This window comes from Rhodococcus sp. Ni2, assembly GCF_021352185.1.
Lineage (GTDB): Bacteria > Actinomycetota > Actinomycetes > Mycobacteriales > Mycobacteriaceae > Rhodococcus_F > Rhodococcus_F qingshengii.
In genome coordinates this window covers 2,127,478-2,147,071 of sequence record NZ_WOXZ01000002.1, presented here as the reverse complement: position 1 = coordinate 2,147,071, position 19,594 = coordinate 2,127,478, and the positions used below count along the sequence as shown (strand labels likewise).

The following is a 19,594-nucleotide window of genomic DNA, read 5'->3' as shown; positions in this document are numbered from 1 at the left end:
CGAAACGAGAAAGTGAAGGCTAGTCCATCAGCGTTGCCGCGACGGTTCCGCCCAGTTCATAACAACCATCGCGGACAGATTTGTCCACGCTCACAGTCACTTCGAGCGGATCCGCCACCGCGACCAATCCGAGCCCGGTGGCGAGTTTGCGCACCGAGGACACTGCACCGGCAGTGTCGTTGTTGCCGTGAACCCACAGGCCGTACGGTCGATCCGAAACCGCGCCGAGGCATTGGTAGTACGTGGTGTCGAAGAAGTATTTCAGCGCGCCCGACATGTAACCGAAATTGGCGGTGGTTCCGAAAAGATAGCCGTCAGCAGCGAGGACGTCGGGCACCGTCGCCGCCAACGCCGGCATCACCTTCACCTCGACGCCCTCGATCTCGGGATCGCGAGCCCCGGCCAGGACTGCATCCAACAATTCGTGGGTTGTCGGCGAGGGCGAGTGGTGAACCACCAACAGAGTCTTCACACATCTGACAATACGGCGACGGGTGGCGCACCCGTCGCCGTTCACGCCTACGCCGAAACGGTTTCCGCGCTCATCGCCTTGACCAGGTCGTCGGTTCGGGTGACCGAGGCGCAGCGCCCGGCCGCGTACTCGAGCGCACCGACATGCTCGTCCAGGGAGAAGTCGGCTACCGCGTCGCCCACGAAGAAGATCTGCACGTCTTGCATGAACCCGTCCAAAGCGGTAGTCAGGCAACCGATGTGGGCATAGATTCCGGTGATGATCAGCTGGTCACGCCCACTCTCGCGCAGCCGCTCACGCAGATCCGTCTTGATGAAGGCGCTGTAGCGCCATTTTGTGAGCATCACGTCGTCCGAATGCGGAGCCAACTCGGCGATCACGTCGGTGTGAGCGGGATCTGCCTTCAGACCCGGTCCCCAGAAATCCGACAGCAACGCACGCTCCTCGGGATCCTGATCACCGGGTTGGGCGGTGTAGACGATCGGGATTCCGGCAGCTCGCGCCGACGAACGAAGCCGGTCGATGTTCGGAACCACGGTTTGGAGCGGGTCGACGCTTCGGTCGTACGCGTTCACGAAATATTCCTGCATGTCGTGCAGAAGCAACACCGCTCGGGAAGGATCGAGAGTCCAGTCGACCCGATTCTGCGGAAACTCGGTGGGCATCTCGTATCGCACTGCTGTGGGTAGCGCCATGATGAATCTCCTCGAAAATGGGGGTGGGAACCGATCAACTCGACAGAGTCTGTGCGGCAATCGATTCGCTGAGAACACGGCGCAAGGCCGCCTTGCTGGTCTTTCCGACGCCGGTGACGGGGAACTCGGTCACGAACTCCACTCGATCCGGAACCTTGTACGCCGCAACGCCTCGGCCTCGTATGTATCGCTTGATCTCGCCGACGGTCGGTGCATCTCCGGAAATCACCAGAACAGCACAGGTTCGTTCGCCCAGGTACTCGTCGGGAACGGCGACGACGGCCGCATCGTGGACAGCCGGATGCGAGAGCAGGTGGTTCTCGATCTCCTCGGCCGCAACCTTCTCACCGCCGCGGTTGATCTGGTCTTTTGCGCGCCCCTCGACTATCAGATGTCCTGAATCGGTGACGCTGACCAGATCGCCGGTGCGATAGAAACCTTCGGCGTCGAAGACCTCGGCATTGTGCGCATCCGCCCGGTAATAGCCGCGGATCGTGTACGGACCCCGAGTCAGTAAGTGCCCCGTGGTTCCGGGCGCGACGAGCGCGCCTTCGTCGTCGACCACACGAACCTCGTCGTCGGGTGAAATGGGCCGGCCCTGAGTGCTGACGATCAATTCTTGCGTGTCGTCGAGGCGGGTGTAGTTGACCAGCCCCTCGGCCATCCCGAACACCTGCTGGAGGGTGCAGCCCAACTCCGTGGGTACGCGTGCAGCGGCTTCGGCGCTGAACTTCGCTCCGCCGACGCCGAGAACCCGCAAGCTCGACAGATCGTGATCTGCCTTACTGGGGGCGGCCATCCAGGCCAACGCGATCGGTGGAACCAAGGAAGCGTGCGTGACTCGCTCTGATTCGATCAGACCGAAAGCTGTGGAGGGCATGGTGTCCGGCGCCAGAACCACGGAGCCGCCCGCGTGGAGAACACCCAGGATGCCCGGCGAACTCATCGGAAAATTATGCGCTGCAGGAAGAACCACCAACATGCGCGTCGCGTCGTCGACGCCACAGATCGGGTTGGACGCTCGCACCGAGTAGAGGTAGTCGGCGTGCGTTCGCGGAATCAGCTTCGGAACACCGGTCGTGCCACCGGAAAGCTGAAGAAAGGCGACCGACAACGGATCGACGTCGGCAAGAACGGGAACCTCGTATCCGCGCAGCGAATCGAAACCGACAAACTCTTCGGGGTCACCGGCCACGATCACAACAGGCGGAGTCTCGAGGCCTTCGTTCACCTCACGCGCCAGCGCGCGGTAGTCGAACCCGCCATGACGGTCGGCGACGATATAGGCAGCGACATCAGCGAACTGGCAGAAGTATCCGATTTCGGTTCGGCGATGCGCCGGCAACCCGAATACCGGCAGGGCGCCGAGCTTCAACACACCGAACAATGCTTCGACGTATTCCACGATGTTCGGCAGCTGCAGAAGCACCCGGTCACCGGCGCGAACACCCAAGCCGGACAGGCCTCCGGCCACGGCCGAGCTGCGACGATCGAGGTCGGAATACGTCAGCCGTGTCTGTGTGCCAGAGGCATCGCTGCCGACCACCGCTTCATTGTCGGGATGCCGTGCGGCCGCGGCCGTGACGAATCCGGCCAGCGTCTCGTCAGTCCAATAGCCTCGTCCCCGATAATACGTCACCAAATCGGGTGGATACTGTGCGACGGGTGCCAAGGGCTCGCGAGCGATCCTCGAGGTCATGCAAGTGACTCCTGTTCGAAAGTACTGTCAGCAAATACGTCTCACGCTTTGAGCGTCGCTCCACCGTCGACGTACAGCGCCTGCATGGTGATGTGGGCCGCCCGGTCGGACAGCAGGAAGTGCACCGAGTCCGCGATATCGTCTGCGGTGGCCAGTTTTCCGAGCGGAATACCCAGGCGATAGCTCGCCAGATTGCCTTCGATGACCGCGTCGGCACCCGAATCGTCGGAAGGGTCCGACCACAGTGACCGCTGCATCGCTGTGTCGGTGGATCCCGGAGCGACCACGTTGACACGAATGCCGTCAGTAGCCAGCTCCAGTCCAGCGGTTCGAACCAACATGGTGGCAGCAGCTTTGGACGAACCGTAAGCACCCATCCCGATACGTGGGACACCGGCCGCGTTCGACGAGACGACCACGATCGCCCCGGCCCGACGGCGACGCATTTCCAGTCCCACGCTTTGCAGCACGTTCAGCAATCCGAAGACGTTGACGCCGAATATCTTCCGCCACTGGTCCGGATCGGAGTCCAGCACCGATCCGGTGTCGAGAATTCCGGCGACGTGCGCGAGCGCGTCGATCCGGCCGAACGTGTCCATCGTCGAGGCCACTGCAGCGTCGACTGCCTGCCGATCGGTCACGTCCACGACGTGACTCTCGATATCGGCGCCTTCGACGATTGTTTCTGCCAATTCCGCAGTTACCCGCTTCAATTCGACGTCGTCGCGATCGAGCAACGCCAGCGAATACCCGTCGCGCGCAAGCGTACGGGCCACTGCGGCGCCGATCCCCGCCGCAGCACCGGTGACGACGGCGATTCGGCGCTCGCTCACTGCGGGCACAGGACCTGAACCCAGGCATTGATCGTGGGCTCTTCTGCCAACTCCGCGAAGTCGGCATCCGCGCCCGCTCCCCGCCACCGTTCGACGAGCGTCATCAAGCGAACCGAGTCAAGGCCTTCGTCACCCAGGTCCGCGTCGTCGCCGAGTTGCTCTGCCCTCATCGACAGAACCTCGGCGACGTCGCGCACGATCTGGTCACGGTCCACGGTGTTGCTCATCGGTCTCCTCGAGTAGTGGTCGACGCGCTCAGATCGAGCCAACCCAACCCTCGTGTCGACCCCGTCCGCACGCCTTGACTTTAGGCCAGCCTAACCATAACGGTACGGAAGTACACAACCCGGGCGCTCGCAACACAAATTCACCCAAACTAAGGCTAGCCTCAACATAACAAGCAATCTGTCGAACTGGAAGGGTGTCCATGTCAGCACTCGCCGAAGTCTCCGAATTCCCGTTGCGCAACAACCGGACTGACGATGAAACGGACTCCGTTTTCCTGCTCTCACGTAGGCAAACGTCGATCCGCACTTCGGGAGTAGTCGAAGAATTCGACTCGGCCTTCGACGCTGCCGAAGCCCTCAAGACCGGGCGCATCGACTCGGTCGTCGGCGCCCTGCCGTTCTCCCCGGAGACGCCGTCCGCCCTCACCGCGCCACTGAGTTTCACACGAGTCCGCGGTGATCTATATCACTCCAACATCCCGTCATTACCCACTTCGCGGGTAGCCGGATTCGAACCCAGCCCGCAGATCCACACCGACAGGGTCCGCGGAGCCATCGAACGACTTCGAGCAGGCGAACTCGACAAAGTTGTCCTCGCACGCTCCCTGACCATCGAGGCCGAGTCCACGATCTTCCCCGCCGCTCTGGCCGAGAAACTGATTGCACTCGATCACGCGCACAACGGTTTCTGCGTCGACCTGTCCCCCGCCGGAGGAAAGTACCGCGGGCGTTCGCTGGTCGGTTCGACGCCCGAGGTTCTGATCGAAAGGCGAGGCGGCGTCGTCACCTGCCACCCGCTGGCGGGCTCGATTGCACGCCATCCGAATTCGGATCAGGACGAGGCGAATGCCGAGCAACTCCGCGCGTCGACCAAAGATCTGGCTGAACACGCGTTTGTCGTCGACTCCATCAGCGCGATACTCGGACCACTGTGCACGTCCTTCAATGCACCCAGCGCACCGGAAATCCTTCGGACACCGCAACTGTGGCATCTCGGGACCAAGATCGAAGGTGTCCTGATCGACCCGAGCCTGACCTCGCTCGAACTCGCAATGGCGCTGCATCCGACTCCCGCTGTCTGCGGCACACCGACGGTCGCCGCACGCGAGCACATCACCGCAACCGAAGCCGATCGTGGGTTCTATGCCGGTGCCGTGGGCTGGTGCGACCGGACTGGAGACGGCGAGTGGATGGTAGCTATTCGTTGCGCCGAGATCGCAGCAGACGGCCTCTCGGCGCGGGCCTACGCCGGCGGCGGCATCGTCGCTACTTCCGACCCGGAAATCGAATTGAGAGAGACCAGTACAAAATTCCGCACGCTACTCAGTGCGTTCGACCTCGCTGAACATCATCTCTGACAGGGCGTCACTTCTTCGAGGTGTTCAGGGCAATCGCGGCGTGAACGAGTGCCTTGAACGCCTTTTCGTCGACGGCTTGGCCCTCGTGGCAATCGATCGCCCGTCGCGTATTGCCCTCGAGGCTGGAGTTGAAGAGTCCTGAAGCGTCGTCGAGTGATGCGCCTTTGGCAAAGGTCACCTTCACTGCGCTCTTGTAAGTCTCACCGGTACAGATCATTCCGGCGTGGTACCACACGGGAACACCTCGCCACTTCCATTCCTCCACCACATCCGGATCCACTTCTTTGATCAGAGTTCGTATCCGGGCGAGCATCTCGCCCCGCCAGTCTCCGAGTTCCTCGATTCGCTTGTCGATCAACCGAGACGGGGAATCTGCGCCTTGCTTGTCGGACTCACTCTTCGCCATCGCTTCGTCACTTCCTGCTCGTCGCCGCCGATCTCCGGTGAGTCGAGTATCCCCTCCTGCACGCGGATTCACTCGGTGAATCACTGACGCATCACGGCGTCTCGGCAGATGCGATTTCTTGCAGTTTCGGTCAAAGTGAGACGGACGTCCAGTATTCTCTGGGTACTAAGTCCCGATTCTTCGGCCTGGAGGACTGCATCGTGATCTGGAATCGACCGCTCACCCACTCAGTCGCTTGGGCTGCCGGATCGGTTGTTCTCGCCGCCGCGATTGTCGGCGTTCACACCGTTCCTGCGGCGGCGCAACAGGCCCGCGTCTTCGACGTACTGTGCACACCCACCGATGCAGGCCTTTCCGAGCTGTCCGGACTCACCGTCACCGCGGCCGGGATGTACGCAATCGGCGACAGCGGCTCCGACGATCGGGTCGCCGAACTCGATTCGAACTGCCACGTGCAGCGCTGGATCAGCGTGGGCACCCCTCGTGTCGACGTCGAGGATCTGTCGTCGACTCCCGACGGCCATCTGTGGCTGGCAGACATCGGCGACAACAACGCGGTACGAACGTCGGTCGGGCTGATCGACCTCGATCCGGCTTCAGGTGCGGCGACCTCCTACCCCCTGGTCTATCCCGACGGCGCGCACGACGCCGAGACACTACTGATCCAGAGCGACGGGGTTCCCGTCATCGTCACCAAGGACTACCTAGGTGCAAGCGTGGTCTACACAACCGCTGAGCGACAGCAGGTTCAGGATCTGAGTACGGGCTCGCCGACCATGTTGGCCAAAGTAGGTCAGCTCAGATTTACTCCCACCCTCACACCCGGTGGGCCCGTCCCCCACGCCGGCACGATGGCTGTCACCGGCGGCGCCGTGAGCAAGGACGGCACGGTGGTAGCGCTCCGCACGTATACCGACGCTTACCTGTACGCAGCTCCCGACGGCGATATCGTGAAAGCGTTGAACACCAACCCGATTCGCGTCCCCCTTCCCGACGAGCCACAAGGTGAGGCGATCGCGTTCGACGCTGCGGGTGATCTGATCAGTGGCTCCGAGGCATACCGAGGGCCATTACCACCAATCCGAATTCTTCGCGGCGCCAGCGACATCGCACTGTCGGGCGGAGCGAGCGGCTCTCTCGGGTCGTAGTCGATTCGCGTCCCCGGGAAAGCGGACAGGCGCCGCTATCATGGCCGAGTGAACAAACAACTTCGAGCGACAGTGGTGGTCTCGGCAGTTCTCGCACTGGCTTCGTGTGCGAATTCCCTCGAAGGATCACCGCGCCCGGATGCGTTTGTTCCGAGCATCGACAACCCGGATCCGTCCGAAGCCATCGACGGAGTTGTCACGGTCGACTACCCAGCAGCCCAACACGTACGCCCGAACGAACGCGTGGCGTACACATATTCACCGCCCTTCGGCGGCCGTCATGACTCGGTCTGGGCAAACTGCACCGGAGTTGTTTATCCACAAGCGATTCGGACCGAGAATGCGGTCCATTCTCTCGAGCACGGGGCCGTGTGGATCACGTACAACCCCGACCTCGTCTCGAGCGAGGATCAGGCTCGCTTGGCACAGCGAGTCGAGGGCATGAGCTACACGTTGATGTCGCCGTATCCGACCCTGGATTCGCCGATCTCGCTGCAGTCTTGGGGCCGTCAGCTCAAGCTCGACAACGCCGCGGACGCGCGCATCGATCAGTTCGTCTCGGCTCTGCGCGTCAACCCGAACACGTATCCCGAAGTGGGCGCGACCTGTTCGGTGCCGGTGACGAGCTTCGACCCGAACAACCCGCCGCCATTCGACCCCACCACTCCGGATCCGTCATCTCCCACAACTGTTCCGGAGCGGTAGCGTCTCAGCAGGCCCCGCTCCGCGGCGTAGACACCTACTTGCCTCGTGAACGGCGTTCCAGTTCGACTGCCCGTCGCATGGTTTCCCGACCCCGGCTTCGGTCACCGGCATAGTCGTAGGCGCGAGCAAGTCGGAAGTTCTGCTTCCAGTTGTCCGGGTCTGCTTCCCAGTCGACCTTGATCTGGGCGAACAACTCGTCGGCAGCCGCTCGCTCGATCCGGCCCGAAGGCAATTTCGGAAGCGCAGACGCATCGACAGCGAGGCCCTCGTCGTGAATCTGCTGCGCGAGGCGCTGGTGCGTGAAGCCGGCACGGAGCGTGGCGATGACGAGCCACAGCCCCAGGAACGGCAGGATCAGCACGCCGATCCCGAGACCGATCGCGGCGCCGCCACCGTCCTGGATGAGCTGGATTCCGCGCTGGCCGAGCAGCACGAAGTACACCGCGAGCGCAATGCAAATCGCGACGATCAGTGCGACGGTGCGGGTGGTCTTGTTCATAGATCGAGAAAGGAATCGATACCGACCGTCAGACCCGGACGCGAGCCGATCTGGCGGACACCGAGCAGAACGCCCGGCGCGAACGAATTCCGGTCGATCGAGTCGTGGCGAATGGTCAGCGTCTCGCCCTGAGTTCCGAGAATCACTTCCTGATGCGCGACCAGTCCGGCCATCCGCACGGAGTGAACCCGGACGCCGTCGACGTCCGCTCCGCGCGCACCCTCGAGCTCGGTCGTGGTGGCGTCAGGACTGCGTCCCACGCCTGCTTCCGCGCGAGCCTCGGCGATCATCGCGGCCGTTCGGTATGCGGTGCCCGAGGGAGCATCTGCCTTGTTGGGGTGATGGAGTTCGATGACCTCGACGGAATCGAAGAAGCGCGCCGCGGCAGCCGAGAAGCGCATCAACAGCACAGCACCGATGGCGAAGTTCGGGGCGATCAGAACACCCGTTGCCGGCTGGGCGTCGAGCCAGGACTGCACAGTCGCAAGCCTGGACTCGTCGAAACCGGTGGTGCCGATCACTGCGTGAATTCCGTTGGCCACGAGGAATTCCAGATTTCCCATGACGACGTCGGGGTGCGTGAAATCGACCACTACCTGAGTGCGGGTGTCGACAAACGTCTCGATGCGATCACCGGTGTCGACCTGAGCGACGAGTTCCAGATCGGGAGCAGCTTCCACTGCCTCGCAGATCGCTCGACCGACCTTGCCCTTGGCTCCCAGAACCCCGACCCTGATGGGTGCTGCACTCACGTCTTCCACGCTCCGTCCGATGCATTGTTTGAGGTGAAGCCTACGCAATCACCCCGATGCGCTCACCATCAGTCGGGCGGGAGTTATGTCACCACTGGCACACTGGACGTAGTGAGCAACCGTCCGCAAGTCCGCGAAACCGGCAACCTTCGACCACTCGAGTTGGCAACGGGTGCCGTCATGGCCGGATTCACGGTCGCGTTGTCCGTCATTGCCACGGTCATCCCCATGGCCAGCGCCCTCAACCTCGTGGCCGCCGTTCCGATGGGAATTGTTGCCCAGCGCTTCCGAGTCCGCGCCGTGACGACGGCCGGTATCTCGGCTACGGCAGTCGCCTTCGTCGCGGCGGGTTCGGGATCTGCGGCGGCGGTCGCATTGAGCGCTCTCCTCGGCGGAATCATCGGTACGGTCAAGCGGCGCGGTCTCGGCTTCGTCTCCGCATTGCTGTCGTCATTGGTCATCGGGCCCGCGCTGGCGTTGTTCTCCATAGTCCTGTTGCTTGTTCTCGCTCCGCTGCGCACCTTGTTGTTGACCTCGCTCGAGAACACCGCGTTGGGCGTGGCCGAGATCTTGAAGCGTGCCCCCACACTCGTCGGCGCAGCCGAATGGATCGAGAACAGCATCGGCTCGATCATCGACTACTGGTGGTTGTGGATCGGCGTGTCCATCATCTCCGGAATCGTCCTCAGTACCGTCGTCTCCTATTTCGTCCTCGGCGCCGTCCTCGACCGATTGGCTGCACTCCCTTCGGCCGACCCGCTCCAGACAGCACCCGACGACCGTCCGATCGATCCGTTGCCGGTCACTTTCGATCACGTGGGCTTCACCTATCCGGGTGCAACGACACCGGCCCTCGTCGACGTCAACTTCACCGTGCGACGAGGAGAGTTCGTCACCGTCGTCGGCCACAACGGCTCGGGCAAGTCCACACTCACCCGGTTGCTCGCCGGTCGCGCGCCGACTGTCGGGACGCTGACGAGACCCGGGTCCGCCGGTCTCGGCCGACACGGCGGAACCGCCGTCGTCCTCCAACGACCCGAAAGCCAGATCCTCGGAACCCGCGTCGCGGACGACGTCGTCTGGGGGCTCCCCCCCGAGTCGCATCCCGACGTCGATGCACTGCTGGCCGAGGTGGGACTCGCGGGCATGGGTATGCGTGAGACCTCCGGGCTGTCCGGTGGCGAGATGCAACGTCTGGCTGTTGCAGCCGCGCTGGCGCGGCGCCCCGCTCTGCTGATCGCGGACGAAGCCACCGCGATGGTCGATCAGGCCGGCCGGGAGGAATTGGTCTCGCTCCTTGCCGAACTTCCGCGACGCCACCCGATGGCCGTGGTACTGGTCACCCATCACCACGCCGACACCCGCAACGCAGATCGGGTGATTCAACTACAACGCGGACGGCAGATCGATCACCAACCAGGTTGGATGACGTCGACGTTCGGGGGTCCTCCGTCTGCGCCGTGGCCGGTCAGCACTCGAGCTGTCCTCCAACTCACCGATGTCACCCACACGTACAACGACCGGACTCCGTGGTCGCGGCGCGCCTTGTCGGACGTCAATCTCACAATCGGCGACGGCGACGGGCTGCTGGTTCTGGGCGGCAACGGTTCCGGTAAATCGACTCTGGCCTGGATCATGGCGGGCTTGATCGCACCGAGCAAGGGAACCGCAGTCTTCGACGGCAAACCCGTCTCACGCCAACTCGGCACCGTCGGTCTCACGTTCCAGCATTCGCGACTGCAGCTGCAACGCCGAACCGTCGCCGAAGACATCGAGGCCGCCGGAGGTCCGGAGATCGGATCGGTGCAAGTCTCGTGGGCGCTCGACGCCGTCGGACTCGACCGTCACATCGCCGGCCGCAGCATCGACGAGTTGAGCGGCGGACAGATGCGACGCGTCGTCCTGGCCGGTCTCCTCGTGCGCCAACCGCGGGTACTCATCCTCGACGAACCGTTGGCCGGTCTCGATCCACCCGGTCGACACGAAATCCTGAACGTACTCAGGTGGATTCGTCGGAACGGAACCGCAGTAGTCGTCATCTCCCACGATGTCGACGGCACGGACGCCGTGTGCAGCAGAACAATTCGACTGTCGGAGGGTCGCATCCTCGACCCTGCCGCCAGCAGCGCCTTGGAAGGATCGACGACGTGACAACACTTCTGCGCGAAGTCCCGACTTCATCGCCGATCCACCGATTGTGGGCCGGAACGAAGATCGTTGCCGTCGTTCTCGTCAGCATCGTGGTCGTGACCGCTCCGTCCTGGCCGGCGATCGGCGTCGTACTCGGATTGTTGTTGCTGACCGCGGTGATCGGACGCATCCCCCCGACTGCAGTTCCGCGACCTCCGTGGTGGTTGTGGGCGCTGATCCTGCTCGGCGCGTTGATCAATCTTCCGATCGGCCTCGACGCAGTCTTCATCTACCTGCAAGCTGTGACGTTCGGTCTTGTATTGCTCTGCGTCTCACTGATGTTGGCATGGACCACGTCGATGAGCGATGTGGCGCCGGCACTGGCAACGCTCGGTAGACCGCTGCGATTCCTCAAGATCCCGGTCGACGAGTGGGCGATCGCGACGGCCCTCTGCATTCGTTCACTTCCGCTCTTGATCGACGAGATGCTCACCCTGGTGGCGGCGCGACGACTACGCCCGAAAGCTGTGGTGAACAGCGCTGCCGACAATTCGATAGTCGATCTGATCACCACGACCATGTCGGTGGCAATTCGGCGCTCTGCCGAGATGGGTGAAGCGATCTCCGCTCGCGGGGGCACCGGTTTGATCGCGGCGTACCCCAAGCGCCCTCAGCTCGCCGACCTGTTCGCGCTGATCGTCGTCATCGCCGCGTGCGTCAGCGCGGTTGTTTTGACTCTGGTTCTGCGCTGATCGGATCACCGCTGACAGAATTTCCCTGGGCGATGATCGCAGAACCCATCCAGCGCCGTAGGTATCGCCGCAGTTCCTCGTCGCTCCGCTTCGGGTCGCCGGGCGCGAGGAAAAACGACTGCATCGTCCGCAGGACGTATTCGACCAGTTCCTGAAGTGATGCGTCGTCGTATCCGAAACGCACCCAGTCCACGTCGAAGCGGGTGATCATCGCCATTCCGAAGGCCTGCGCCTCCTGAGAGGTCAGACCTTCGGGATGAAGACTCGAATTCGTGCTGGTGAGCAGAATGCCGAGATGCGGCGTTCGGTGGACCTGGGTCAGGGTGTAGACGACACCCTCGGTCATCGCCTCGACGGGATCTTCGATGCCGCTCACGTGTGTGGTGAGCCGATCGAGGTAGCCGTCGACCGACGCGATCGCCGCTGCCCGCATCAGAGCGTCAGCGCTGGGGAAGTATCGATACACGGTCTGCCGGATCACGCCCAGTGACTCGGCGACGTCGCCGATGCTGATTTCCGAACTCGTCCGTCCGATCAACTCGACCGCGGCCTCGACAATGCGACGAGACGCATCTTCGTCACTGTCCGGTGGATTGCCGCCCCACCCACGCCTTCGTGCCACTGCCCACTTCCTCGCTCGAACGAGGCTCGAACCATGTCTTTGCGCTCGAAGTCCAAGAGCCACAGGCTAACACAGGCAGGTTTTGCATCTGCGCCCCTCGAATTCACTCCCCTCGCCGAAAGTGAACATACAACTGCACACCAATATGTATGATTACCGCCACACGTGGCTTCGAGTGCCAGAGCGGCCACCTGACCAGCCCCTCCGAAAGACGAGGTTCGACAAGTGACCAACCTTCAACCCCGAAAAATGGACTTCGGATTCGAGGATCAGGACGTTCCCTTCCTGTGGAACCCGGAGAATCCGGCCTGGTCGAGCATGTCCAACGCGGTCTCGTTCCTGGCCATCGGTTTCGAGAAGATGATCGTGAAGATGATCATGCAGACCAAGTCGCGGATCAGCGATCCTGAAGTGGCCGAGGAAGCCGTGGCGTTCATGCGTCAGGAAGGCCATCACTCGACCGCGCACCGCCAGCATGTGAAGGCTCTGATCAGGCGCTACCCCGGACTACAGAACACGCTCGACGCTGTGATCGGTGAATTCGATCTACTGACCGAGGCGACCTCGCTGAACTACCGGCTTGCATACACCGCGGACCTGGAGGCGACCTTCACTCCGGTGTTCAAGCTGATGCTCGACAACGAGGCGACCTTGTTCCGCCCGGGAGACGACCGCGTCGCGTCGCTGTTCATCTGGCACTTCGTCGAGGAGGTCGAGCATCGCAGCTCGGCTCTGATCATCTTCAATTCCGTTGTCGGAAGCGAGCTTTACCGGATGCGGATGGCACCGTCGATCTTCGCGCACGTGATGAAGGTGATTCGTATCGCCTGCGCAGGCTTCAACCAGCACGTTCCGCTCTCCGAGCGGCAAGTCGACTCACTGTCGATGTTCGCCACCCACCGCACCAAGCAGAAGATTCTGACGTCGTTCGCTCCGTATCTGACCAAGGGCACGATGCCTCGCGCCTTCGATCACCTTCAACTCGGAGAACAACTCGTTGCACTCGGCGGTGTCTTCCGCAGCCAGATGCCCAATCACAACCCGGACCACGAGAAACTCCCCGCACTCGCCGACCAGTGGTTCAAGCGTTACGACGACGGCTACGACTGCACACGCTGGTACACCGCCGAATCTCAGGCACAAGCCGAGTCGATCACGTCAGGGGCCAACTGATGGCAGAACACTGCTCCCCCACGTTTTCCCAGCTCGCAACAGAACTCGGTTTCTCCTGTCAGGAAGCAGGTGGACTCGTCGAGTTCCGTAACCCGGCGGCGCTGGAGAACTGGACCCTGCCCGTCCTCGAATGGACCATCATCGTCGGCTCGGTGCTCGCACTGGTCCTGGCGATCGTGCGGTTGCGCCGCAACGGCGACCCCACCAATCTGGTTCTCTGGTTCGGCGCCACCGCCTACCTGTTCATCATCGAGCCTCCGCTGTACTTCCCGGCGGCGTTCGGCATCGAAGAACAAGTGGACACGATGTTCGCGCACAACGTGTTCACCGTCGACTTCATGTGGGGTCGACTGCCGCTGTACATCGTTGCCATCTATCCACTGATGGCGACGTTGGCCTTCGAAATAGTCAGAATGCTCGGCGTTTTCCGCAGATACGGTCCACTACTGGGCGCTGTCTGCGTCGGCTTCGTCCACCATGCGTTCTACGAAATCTTCGACCACCTGGGGCCCCAGTTGCGGTGGTGGGAGTGGTCGACGTCGAACCCGATCAACCAACCCATGTTCAACGCGGTTCCACTTCCCAGCGTGGTCGTCTTCGCCGCGCTGTGGCCGATGTCGTTGGCATTCTGCGTCCAGTACTTCGTCGGACGGCACGTCGATGCCGGCAAGCACTTCTCCGGACTTCAATTGGTATGGCGCACCATCGTGATCGGCCTGCTGGCCTCGCTGGGTACGTTCATTCTCCCGCTCCCGGCGACGGTCTTCGGTATGGGAAGCGACACTGTCCGCGGGTTCCTCTACGCCGCTGAACTTGCAGTCCTCACAGTGGTCGCGATCGTGGTTCTCGTCCGCCAATGGACGCACCTGCGCTCGGCAGAATCGAACACTCCTGCACACACCAACAGGTTCGTGCAGATCTACAGCGTGGTGTACCTGGTTGTCATGGCCGTCCTGTGGGCGAGTGCGCTTCCCGACTTCTTCGACGCGGTCGACGGTTCCACCAGCGCTGGAGATCCCATCGGGAACCTCTGGTACACAGTGGCGTGCTTCGTCATCGCAATCCTGTGCGTGAGCGCAACTTTCACCATTCCGAAGCGGAACTCCGGGACGGCCGACGCCGAGCTCCTCGGGGCAAACTCAGCGACTCCGGCTACCTAGGCGACCGGGACGAGACCGCTCGGGTCTCGTCCCGGTTTCTCGGTTTCACGGGACGCGGTGAGTCCACTCTTCGGTTCTGAACTTCGTGTCCACCAGCTTGCGCGCCTGCTCCAACTCCGAGTCCGTGTAATCGCTGTCGTGGGTGTCGTATTGACCTCGAAAGTGCTGCGCAAACGACTCCAGGATTGCTGCACGCGTCATTCCGGTCTGCGAACGCAGCGGATCGACGCGCTTGGCCGCACTCTTGGTTCCCTTGTCCGACATCTTCTCTCGTCCGATTCGCAACACCTGCGTCATCTTCTCAGCGTCGATGTCGTAGGCCATGGTCACGTGATGGAGCACAGTGCCGGACGCGAATCGCTTCTGAGCGGCGCCGGCGATCTTGCCCTTGTCCGAGGCGATATCGTTGAGCGGCACATACCGAGCGTTGATACCGACCTCGGCAAGCGCTCCCATGACCCACTGATCGAGAAACGCGTAGGACTGCTCGAAACTCAAACCCTCGACCAATGACGCCGGTACTGCCAACGAGTACGTGATGCAGTTGCCCGGTTCCATGAACATCGCGCCGCCACCGGAGATTCGGCGCACCACCCCGATGCCGTACCGCGCAGCCGCCTCGGAGTCGACCTCGTTACGCACGGACTGGAACGATCCGATCACGACCAAGGGCGAGTCCCAGTCCCAGAAACGCAATGTCGGCGGACGCTCACCCGATGCGACCTCACGCGCGATGACCTCGTCCAGCGCGACGTGCATCGCGGGATCGAGAACCACCGGCGGGATGAGGTCGAAGGTGTGATCCGCCCAGCTCGTGGCGTGGCCGAGTGCGCGCCGGATCGCGATGCCGACCGACTGCGGCGTGAAGCCGATCATCGAGACGGACTCGTCGAGCGCAGTGGAGATGGCATGCGCCAACTGTTCTGCATCCGAGTCGGCGGGCATTCCGCGCAACGCCGCGTTGATGTCGTCGAGCGCGCTGTCGGGCTCGAGGAAGAAGTCCCCCGAGACTGCGACTTCGGACAGCCGACCGTCCGCCACCTCGACGTCGACCGCGACCAGTTTTCCACCAGGAACCTTGTACTCTCCACGCATCCGTCCAGCCTATCCCTGCGGGATTCTCTGCGGTGAGCGCCGTCGAAGATCACACCCCGCGCGCAGTGCGCATCTGTTCGGAAGGCAGGGCGATCAAGTAACCACACCTGTAAGTCGCTGCGGGGCTGCACAATCGCGCGGACGGGACCGCACGTGTCGACCCCTGGCAATTTGGCCGAGCAACGGCCCTGCTTCTGCCGACAGGCGAGATGATCTCTGTGGTGGGAGGATTGCCGCAACGAGCCAACTCCCTGGCGAGCCACAACGGAGGTAGACATGAAGGTCCCGGCGTTCCACTCGACGGTTCCTTCGGATCTCGACGTCTATCACGACAACGAAAGCTGCATTTTGGCCGCGCGCATCGCAGTGTCCCATCGTGCCCACGGAGTCGACGGCCGACCGTGGTGCACTGCGTGTGCGTCTTTGGACTGACGAGCGACCACCAGCTCACTCACACCCACGTCGCCGATTCGGGGGCAACCCCGTTGGCCCGAGCATTCGCATCGATGACAGCGCGGAGCCACACTGTCAGACCGGTCTCGACCTGCTCGTAGAACGCGGTGAATCCCGGATCGGCCACGTACATCCGTCCCAGACACACCTGCATCGAATGTGTGCAGTCGAAGTAAACCCCGATCGACGCTCGGTGCCGTTCTGCCAGCAAATTCGCCTCGCCGCTTCCCGGTTCGACACCGGATCGGCAGGCCAGCGCCAGATCTTCGTTGAGCGTCTCGACGCAGTCGGCGATCTTCTGCCAATCCTCAGCGGTCCTACCCGCCGACCGTTCCGCGTGCTGCGCCCACTGCGCACTGTCACCCCAACGCTCGTGCGCCTCAGGTCCCCATGACGGCTGCCAGTGTCGGCCGAAGATCGAGACCTGCTCGTGTGCCGGCAACAGCACACCCGACTTCCTGGCATCGATGATGCGATCCAAGGACTCGCCCAGTTCCTCCAAGTCGGCTATCCGTTGCCGCAACTCGGCGCGCTGCCCACGCAGCGTCTCGTCCACGTGGGCTGCGGGCGCATCGAGCAATATCCCGATCTCGTCGAGCGACAAACCCACGTCACGGTAGACAAGCACCCGGCCGATGCGACCGAGGTCCGCGTCGGTGTACAGCCGGTAGCCCCCGTCACTGCGCCCGGACGGACGCACCAAACCGATTGCGTCCCAATGATGGAGGGTACGTACGGTTATGCCTAGTCGTGATGCGGCAGCACCGACAGTGAGAGCACTGTCTGCCTCGTCTCCGAAGAGTTGGTCCGTCACGTGATCCAGTCTGACAGACGCGGTTCGGGAGGCCACAGCGTCAGACCTCGGTTCAGTCGTCGGGTCCGTCAATTCCCATGCCTCGCAGATGCTCGGCCTCGGCACTGTTCGGGTCGTACGGACGAGCGGCCGTCATGATCACGCGCGCGTTCTCCGGTGTCACAATCTCCAACTCCAGTGAATTCCACGGCTTCAGATGTGGACCGCTGGTGCATCCGGGCCGCAATTCCTCACACGCCTTGGCTATCTGATCGATCTGACTCAGCACACACGCAAAGCTCACGCTGACGGACGGCGGTGAATCTGCACATTCGCCGGGCACGAGCAGAACGTCTTGAAATGCCCAGCGTCGCAGGTGCGTCAGTCGATCCGGTACCGAAAAGAGGTCGAAGAAACCGAGCCCACGGATCCAGAAGTCGGCAGATTCGGCCAGATCCGATGTCGGAACCGACACGAACATGGGCATTCCGTAGAGACCTCGGAACTGTTCCGGAGGCACGGCGTCTGTAGCGGGGACAGGGACGGGGCTGATGTCGAATGCCGGGTAAGTATCGGTCATGAAGCCATCGTGAGCCCTCACGCTACGTCAGGGTCAAATCGTGTGAAATCCGATCGAACCAGATTGCGCGATCACACCGTGCGTGCGAATGCGCCGTCGTCTGCGAATACCCGTTGGGCAAAGCGTTCGCCGATGAGACGGTGCGTCGCAGCGTCCGGATGGAGCTGATCGGGAAGCGGCAACTCTTCGTTCTCGGCCGCACCATAGAGATCGCACCCGTCGACGTAATGCAGATTGGGATCATCCGCCGATCGCTGGGTTACGATGCGCGCCAACTCTTCCCGAATAGAGCGCAGCGTCAGCTTTCCGGCTGCGCGCTCGGCGGGATCGCCGGTAGCAACGAATCGCATTTCGCCTCTGGCAAGCGCGTCGAAATCGAATGCATCAGGTCCAGGCGTGTCTTCGTGAATCGGGCAATAGACAGGCGAGACGACCAGCAGTGGAGCCACTGGATGACCGTCGCGGACCGTGTCGAGGAAGCCGTGCATTGCCGACGTGAAGGCCCGCAGGCGCATCACGTCGGAGTTGACCAGATTGATGCCCATCTTGATGCTGATGAGGTCGGCAGGAGTGTCTCGCATAGCGCGGGCGACGTACTGGTCCAGCAGAGCGCTGCCGCTGAACCCGAGGTTGATCAGATCCACGCCGCCGAGGGAGGCTGCGAGAGCAGGCCAAGTGCGGGAGGGACTTTCAGCGCCGGAGCCTTGACTGATCGAGCTTCCGTGATGGAGCCACACATCACGCTTCGTGCCGACTGCGAGTTCGAGCGGGGCGTCGGTTCGCAATGCGACAAGTTCGGTGGTTTCGTTGTGCGGCAACCATATCTCGACGGTCTTGGATCGCGCGGGCAAGTCCGCGAAGCGGATGGTGCTGACGGGTCCGGATTGTCTCTGAGCGGTACCGGTCGCCATGTCGATCGTCACCGTGTTGCCACCCTCAGCGATTGCGTGCCCGGTTGGTTCGCCGTCGACGATCAGGTCGTACACCCCTTGCGGCCTCGGCGGAGCACCGATGTAGATCATTTTCGTGGGCAGAGTGTCGAGTTCGATGGCCGTAGCGCTGGTTCGGAACACCAGCCGCACTCCGGACGGTTGTGATTGCGCCATTGCCATCTGCCCGTCAGCGAATTGCGTGCGAGCTCTGGCAGGCAGACGGTGTGTCAGCACACCGCGTTCGGTCCGCTCGAGCTCGAGGGCTCCGCGCACGATTTCCTCGGAAATTACGGTAGTAATCCAGCTGCTCTGGCTGTTCATCTCATTCACCTGTAGATAAGTTGCGAAGGTTTTAACTACAGCACACAGTAATTTGCCTATACTATTTAGGCAAGCGGTTTCACTTCTCGACGAACAGGACCAACGGACATGCCTCGCGCAGGACTGACACCCGAACGCCTCGCCGTGGCGGGCGCCGAATTGGCCGACGAGGTGGGCTTCGAGCAGGTGACCGTATCGGCGGTCGCCAGAGCGTTCGACGTCAAGGTCGCAAGCCTGTACTCGCACGTGAAAAGTTCGAACGACCTCAAAACCAGAATCGCGCTGCTTGCCTTGGAAGAGATGGCCGACCAGGCTGCCGACGCCGTGGCCGGTCGGTCCGGCCGCGACGCCTTGACCGCCTTCGCGAACGTGTACCGCAACTACGCGAGGTCACACCCTGGTCGGTACGCCGCGTCACAGATGCGCCTCACCCCGGAGGCCGCGGCCGCGAGCGCGGGTTTCAGACACTCGCAGATGATGCGATCGATTCTGCGCGGGTACAACCTCACCGATCTCGATCAGACCCACGCAGTTCGGTTGCTCGGCAGCGTTTTTCATGGGTACGCCAGCCTCGAGCTGGGTGGATCGTTCAGCCACAGTGCACCGGACAGCGCCGAAAGCTGGGCAAGAATCCTCGAGGCTCTCGATTCGATGCTGACCAATTGGCCAGCGTCGAGTCCATGACCAGTCGTGATTCTTGCGCGCCAAGTTCTTGCGCCACTTGGTGATCGCACACGGCCAAGAAACCTCGGGCCCACCCCAGGAGCGGCGCCACACAATCGCGCGCTC

At 62.4% G+C, this 19,594-nt stretch carries 22 protein-coding genes; 9 read left to right on the top strand and 13 right to left on the bottom strand.

The window, feature by feature from the left end; all coding sequences use genetic code 11:
* Positions 1–19: 19 nt before the first annotated feature.
* Genes GN300_RS23615 through GN300_RS23595 form a run of 5 tightly spaced genes read right to left on the bottom strand, consistent with a single transcriptional unit; the run spans position 20 to position 3,926 of the window.
* Positions 20–472 carry a flavodoxin family protein gene (locus GN300_RS23615; RefSeq protein WP_003942217.1) on the bottom strand — a complete coding sequence of 151 codons (453 nt, stop codon included), beginning with the start codon at positions 470–472 and terminating at the stop codon, positions 20–22.
* Between the two features lie 47 nt (positions 473–519).
* Positions 520–1,167, bottom strand: coding sequence for an isochorismatase family protein (locus GN300_RS23610; RefSeq protein WP_003942132.1), 648 nt, complete (start codon positions 1,165–1,167; stop codon positions 520–522).
* 34 nt (positions 1,168–1,201) lie between these two features.
* Entirely contained in the window at positions 1,202–2,866 is a 1,665-nt protein-coding gene (locus GN300_RS23605; RefSeq protein ID WP_050655773.1) for a (2,3-dihydroxybenzoyl)adenylate synthase, read from the bottom strand.
* Between the two features lie 41 nt (positions 2,867–2,907).
* Complete coding sequence (locus GN300_RS23600) at positions 2,908–3,708, bottom strand: 2,3-dihydro-2,3-dihydroxybenzoate dehydrogenase (RefSeq protein WP_003942103.1); 801 nt, start codon at positions 3,706–3,708, stop codon at positions 2,908–2,910.
* Positions 3,696–3,926 (bottom strand): phosphopantetheine-binding protein, encoded by a 231-nt coding sequence (locus tag GN300_RS23595; RefSeq protein WP_003942230.1) that lies wholly within the window; start codon positions 3,924–3,926, stop codon positions 3,696–3,698. The genes GN300_RS23600 and GN300_RS23595 overlap by 13 nt, the downstream gene beginning before the upstream one ends.
* 200 nt (positions 3,927–4,126) lie before the next feature.
* Here GN300_RS23595 and GN300_RS23590 point away from each other — a divergent pair, with 200 nt between their 5' ends.
* Positions 4,127–5,284 carry an isochorismate synthase MenF gene (locus GN300_RS23590; RefSeq protein ID WP_020969440.1) on the top strand — a complete coding sequence of 386 codons (1,158 nt, stop codon included), beginning with the start codon at positions 4,127–4,129 and terminating at the stop codon, positions 5,282–5,284.
* Between the two features lie 7 nt (positions 5,285–5,291).
* Here the strand turns inward: GN300_RS23590 and GN300_RS23585 are convergent, their stop codons facing one another.
* A complete protein-coding gene (locus GN300_RS23585) occupies positions 5,292–5,690 on the bottom strand; it encodes a DUF1801 domain-containing protein (RefSeq protein ID WP_063316535.1) in 399 nt (132 codons plus the stop codon).
* A gap of 200 nt (positions 5,691–5,890) precedes the next feature.
* Between GN300_RS23585 and GN300_RS23580 the strand changes: the two genes are divergently transcribed.
* Both GN300_RS23580 and GN300_RS23575 read left to right on the top strand, forming a co-directional pair.
* The gene (locus tag GN300_RS23580) at positions 5,891–6,838 is read left to right on the top strand and encodes a hypothetical protein (protein ID WP_063316536.1); all 948 of its coding nucleotides are present in this window, start codon (positions 5,891–5,893) and stop codon (positions 6,836–6,838) included.
* Positions 6,839–6,886: 48 nt separating this feature from the next.
* Positions 6,887–7,543: a DUF3105 domain-containing protein gene (locus tag GN300_RS23575; RefSeq protein ID WP_003942235.1), complete on the top strand. Its 657-nt coding sequence runs from the start codon at positions 6,887–6,889 to the stop codon at positions 7,541–7,543.
* A 34-nt stretch (positions 7,544–7,577) separates the two neighbouring features.
* Here GN300_RS23575 and GN300_RS23570 read toward each other — a convergent pair whose 3' ends face one another.
* On the bottom strand, positions 7,578–8,042 hold the full coding sequence (locus GN300_RS23570; protein ID WP_063316537.1) for a hypothetical protein: 465 nt from the start codon (positions 8,040–8,042) through the stop codon (positions 7,578–7,580).
* The gene (gene dapB / locus GN300_RS23565) at positions 8,039–8,794 is read right to left on the bottom strand and encodes a 4-hydroxy-tetrahydrodipicolinate reductase (RefSeq protein ID WP_007735114.1); all 756 of its coding nucleotides are present in this window, start codon (positions 8,792–8,794) and stop codon (positions 8,039–8,041) included. Before dapB ends, GN300_RS23570 begins: the two co-directional genes overlap by 4 nt.
* A gap of 111 nt (positions 8,795–8,905) precedes the next feature.
* Between dapB and GN300_RS23560 the strand changes: the two genes are divergently transcribed.
* Positions 8,906–10,945, top strand: a complete 2,040-nt coding sequence (locus tag GN300_RS23560) for an ATP-binding cassette domain-containing protein (RefSeq protein WP_082845793.1) — start codon at positions 8,906–8,908, stop codon at positions 10,943–10,945.
* Complete coding sequence (locus tag GN300_RS23555) at positions 10,942–11,676, top strand: energy-coupling factor transporter transmembrane protein EcfT (protein ID WP_042450697.1); 735 nt, start codon at positions 10,942–10,944, stop codon at positions 11,674–11,676. Before GN300_RS23560 ends, GN300_RS23555 begins: the two co-directional genes overlap by 4 nt.
* On the opposite strand, the gene GN300_RS23550 is transcribed toward GN300_RS23555, so the two are convergent.
* A complete protein-coding gene (locus GN300_RS23550) occupies positions 11,642–12,298 on the bottom strand; it encodes a TetR/AcrR family transcriptional regulator (RefSeq protein ID WP_007735111.1) in 657 nt (218 codons plus the stop codon). The genes GN300_RS23555 and GN300_RS23550 overlap by 35 nt on opposite strands.
* 225 nt (positions 12,299–12,523) lie before the next feature.
* Here GN300_RS23550 and GN300_RS23545 point away from each other — a divergent pair, with 225 nt between their 5' ends.
* Together GN300_RS23545 and GN300_RS23540 are read left to right on the top strand one after the other, a co-directional pair.
* Entirely contained in the window at positions 12,524–13,471 is a 948-nt protein-coding gene (locus tag GN300_RS23545; RefSeq protein WP_030535581.1) for a metal-dependent hydrolase, read from the top strand.
* Positions 13,471–14,631: a hypothetical protein gene (locus tag GN300_RS23540; RefSeq protein ID WP_058038677.1), complete on the top strand. Its 1,161-nt coding sequence runs from the start codon at positions 13,471–13,473 to the stop codon at positions 14,629–14,631. Before GN300_RS23545 ends, GN300_RS23540 begins: the two co-directional genes overlap by 1 nt.
* A 45-nt stretch (positions 14,632–14,676) precedes the next feature.
* On the opposite strand, the gene GN300_RS23535 is transcribed toward GN300_RS23540, so the two are convergent.
* On the bottom strand, positions 14,677–15,726 hold the full coding sequence (locus GN300_RS23535) for a biotin/lipoate A/B protein ligase family protein (RefSeq protein ID WP_003942269.1): 1,050 nt from the start codon (positions 15,724–15,726) through the stop codon (positions 14,677–14,679).
* A gap of 276 nt (positions 15,727–16,002) precedes the next feature.
* Between GN300_RS23535 and GN300_RS23530 the strand changes: the two genes are divergently transcribed.
* Positions 16,003–16,158, top strand: a complete 156-nt coding sequence (locus tag GN300_RS23530) for a hypothetical protein (RefSeq protein ID WP_165638325.1) — start codon at positions 16,003–16,005, stop codon at positions 16,156–16,158.
* Positions 16,159–16,177: 19 nt separating this feature from the next.
* Here GN300_RS23530 and GN300_RS23525 read toward each other — a convergent pair whose 3' ends face one another.
* From GN300_RS23525 to GN300_RS23515, 3 genes are all read right to left on the bottom strand, one after another.
* Entirely contained in the window at positions 16,178–16,993 is an 816-nt protein-coding gene (locus tag GN300_RS23525) for a MerR family transcriptional regulator (protein WP_047271490.1), read from the bottom strand.
* Positions 16,994–17,045: 52 nt separating this feature from the next.
* Positions 17,046–17,552: a glyoxalase/bleomycin resistance/dioxygenase family protein gene (locus tag GN300_RS23520; protein ID WP_050655769.1), complete on the bottom strand. Its 507-nt coding sequence runs from the start codon at positions 17,550–17,552 to the stop codon at positions 17,046–17,048.
* A 71-nt stretch (positions 17,553–17,623) separates the two neighbouring features.
* A complete protein-coding gene (locus GN300_RS23515; protein WP_063316538.1) occupies positions 17,624–18,805 on the bottom strand; it encodes a GDSL-type esterase/lipase family protein in 1,182 nt (393 codons plus the stop codon).
* 108 nt (positions 18,806–18,913) lie between these two features.
* Between GN300_RS23515 and GN300_RS23510 the strand changes: the two genes are divergently transcribed.
* A complete protein-coding gene (locus GN300_RS23510; RefSeq protein WP_030535586.1) occupies positions 18,914–19,489 on the top strand; it encodes a TetR/AcrR family transcriptional regulator in 576 nt (191 codons plus the stop codon).
* The last annotated feature ends 105 nt before the right edge of the window (positions 19,490–19,594 follow it).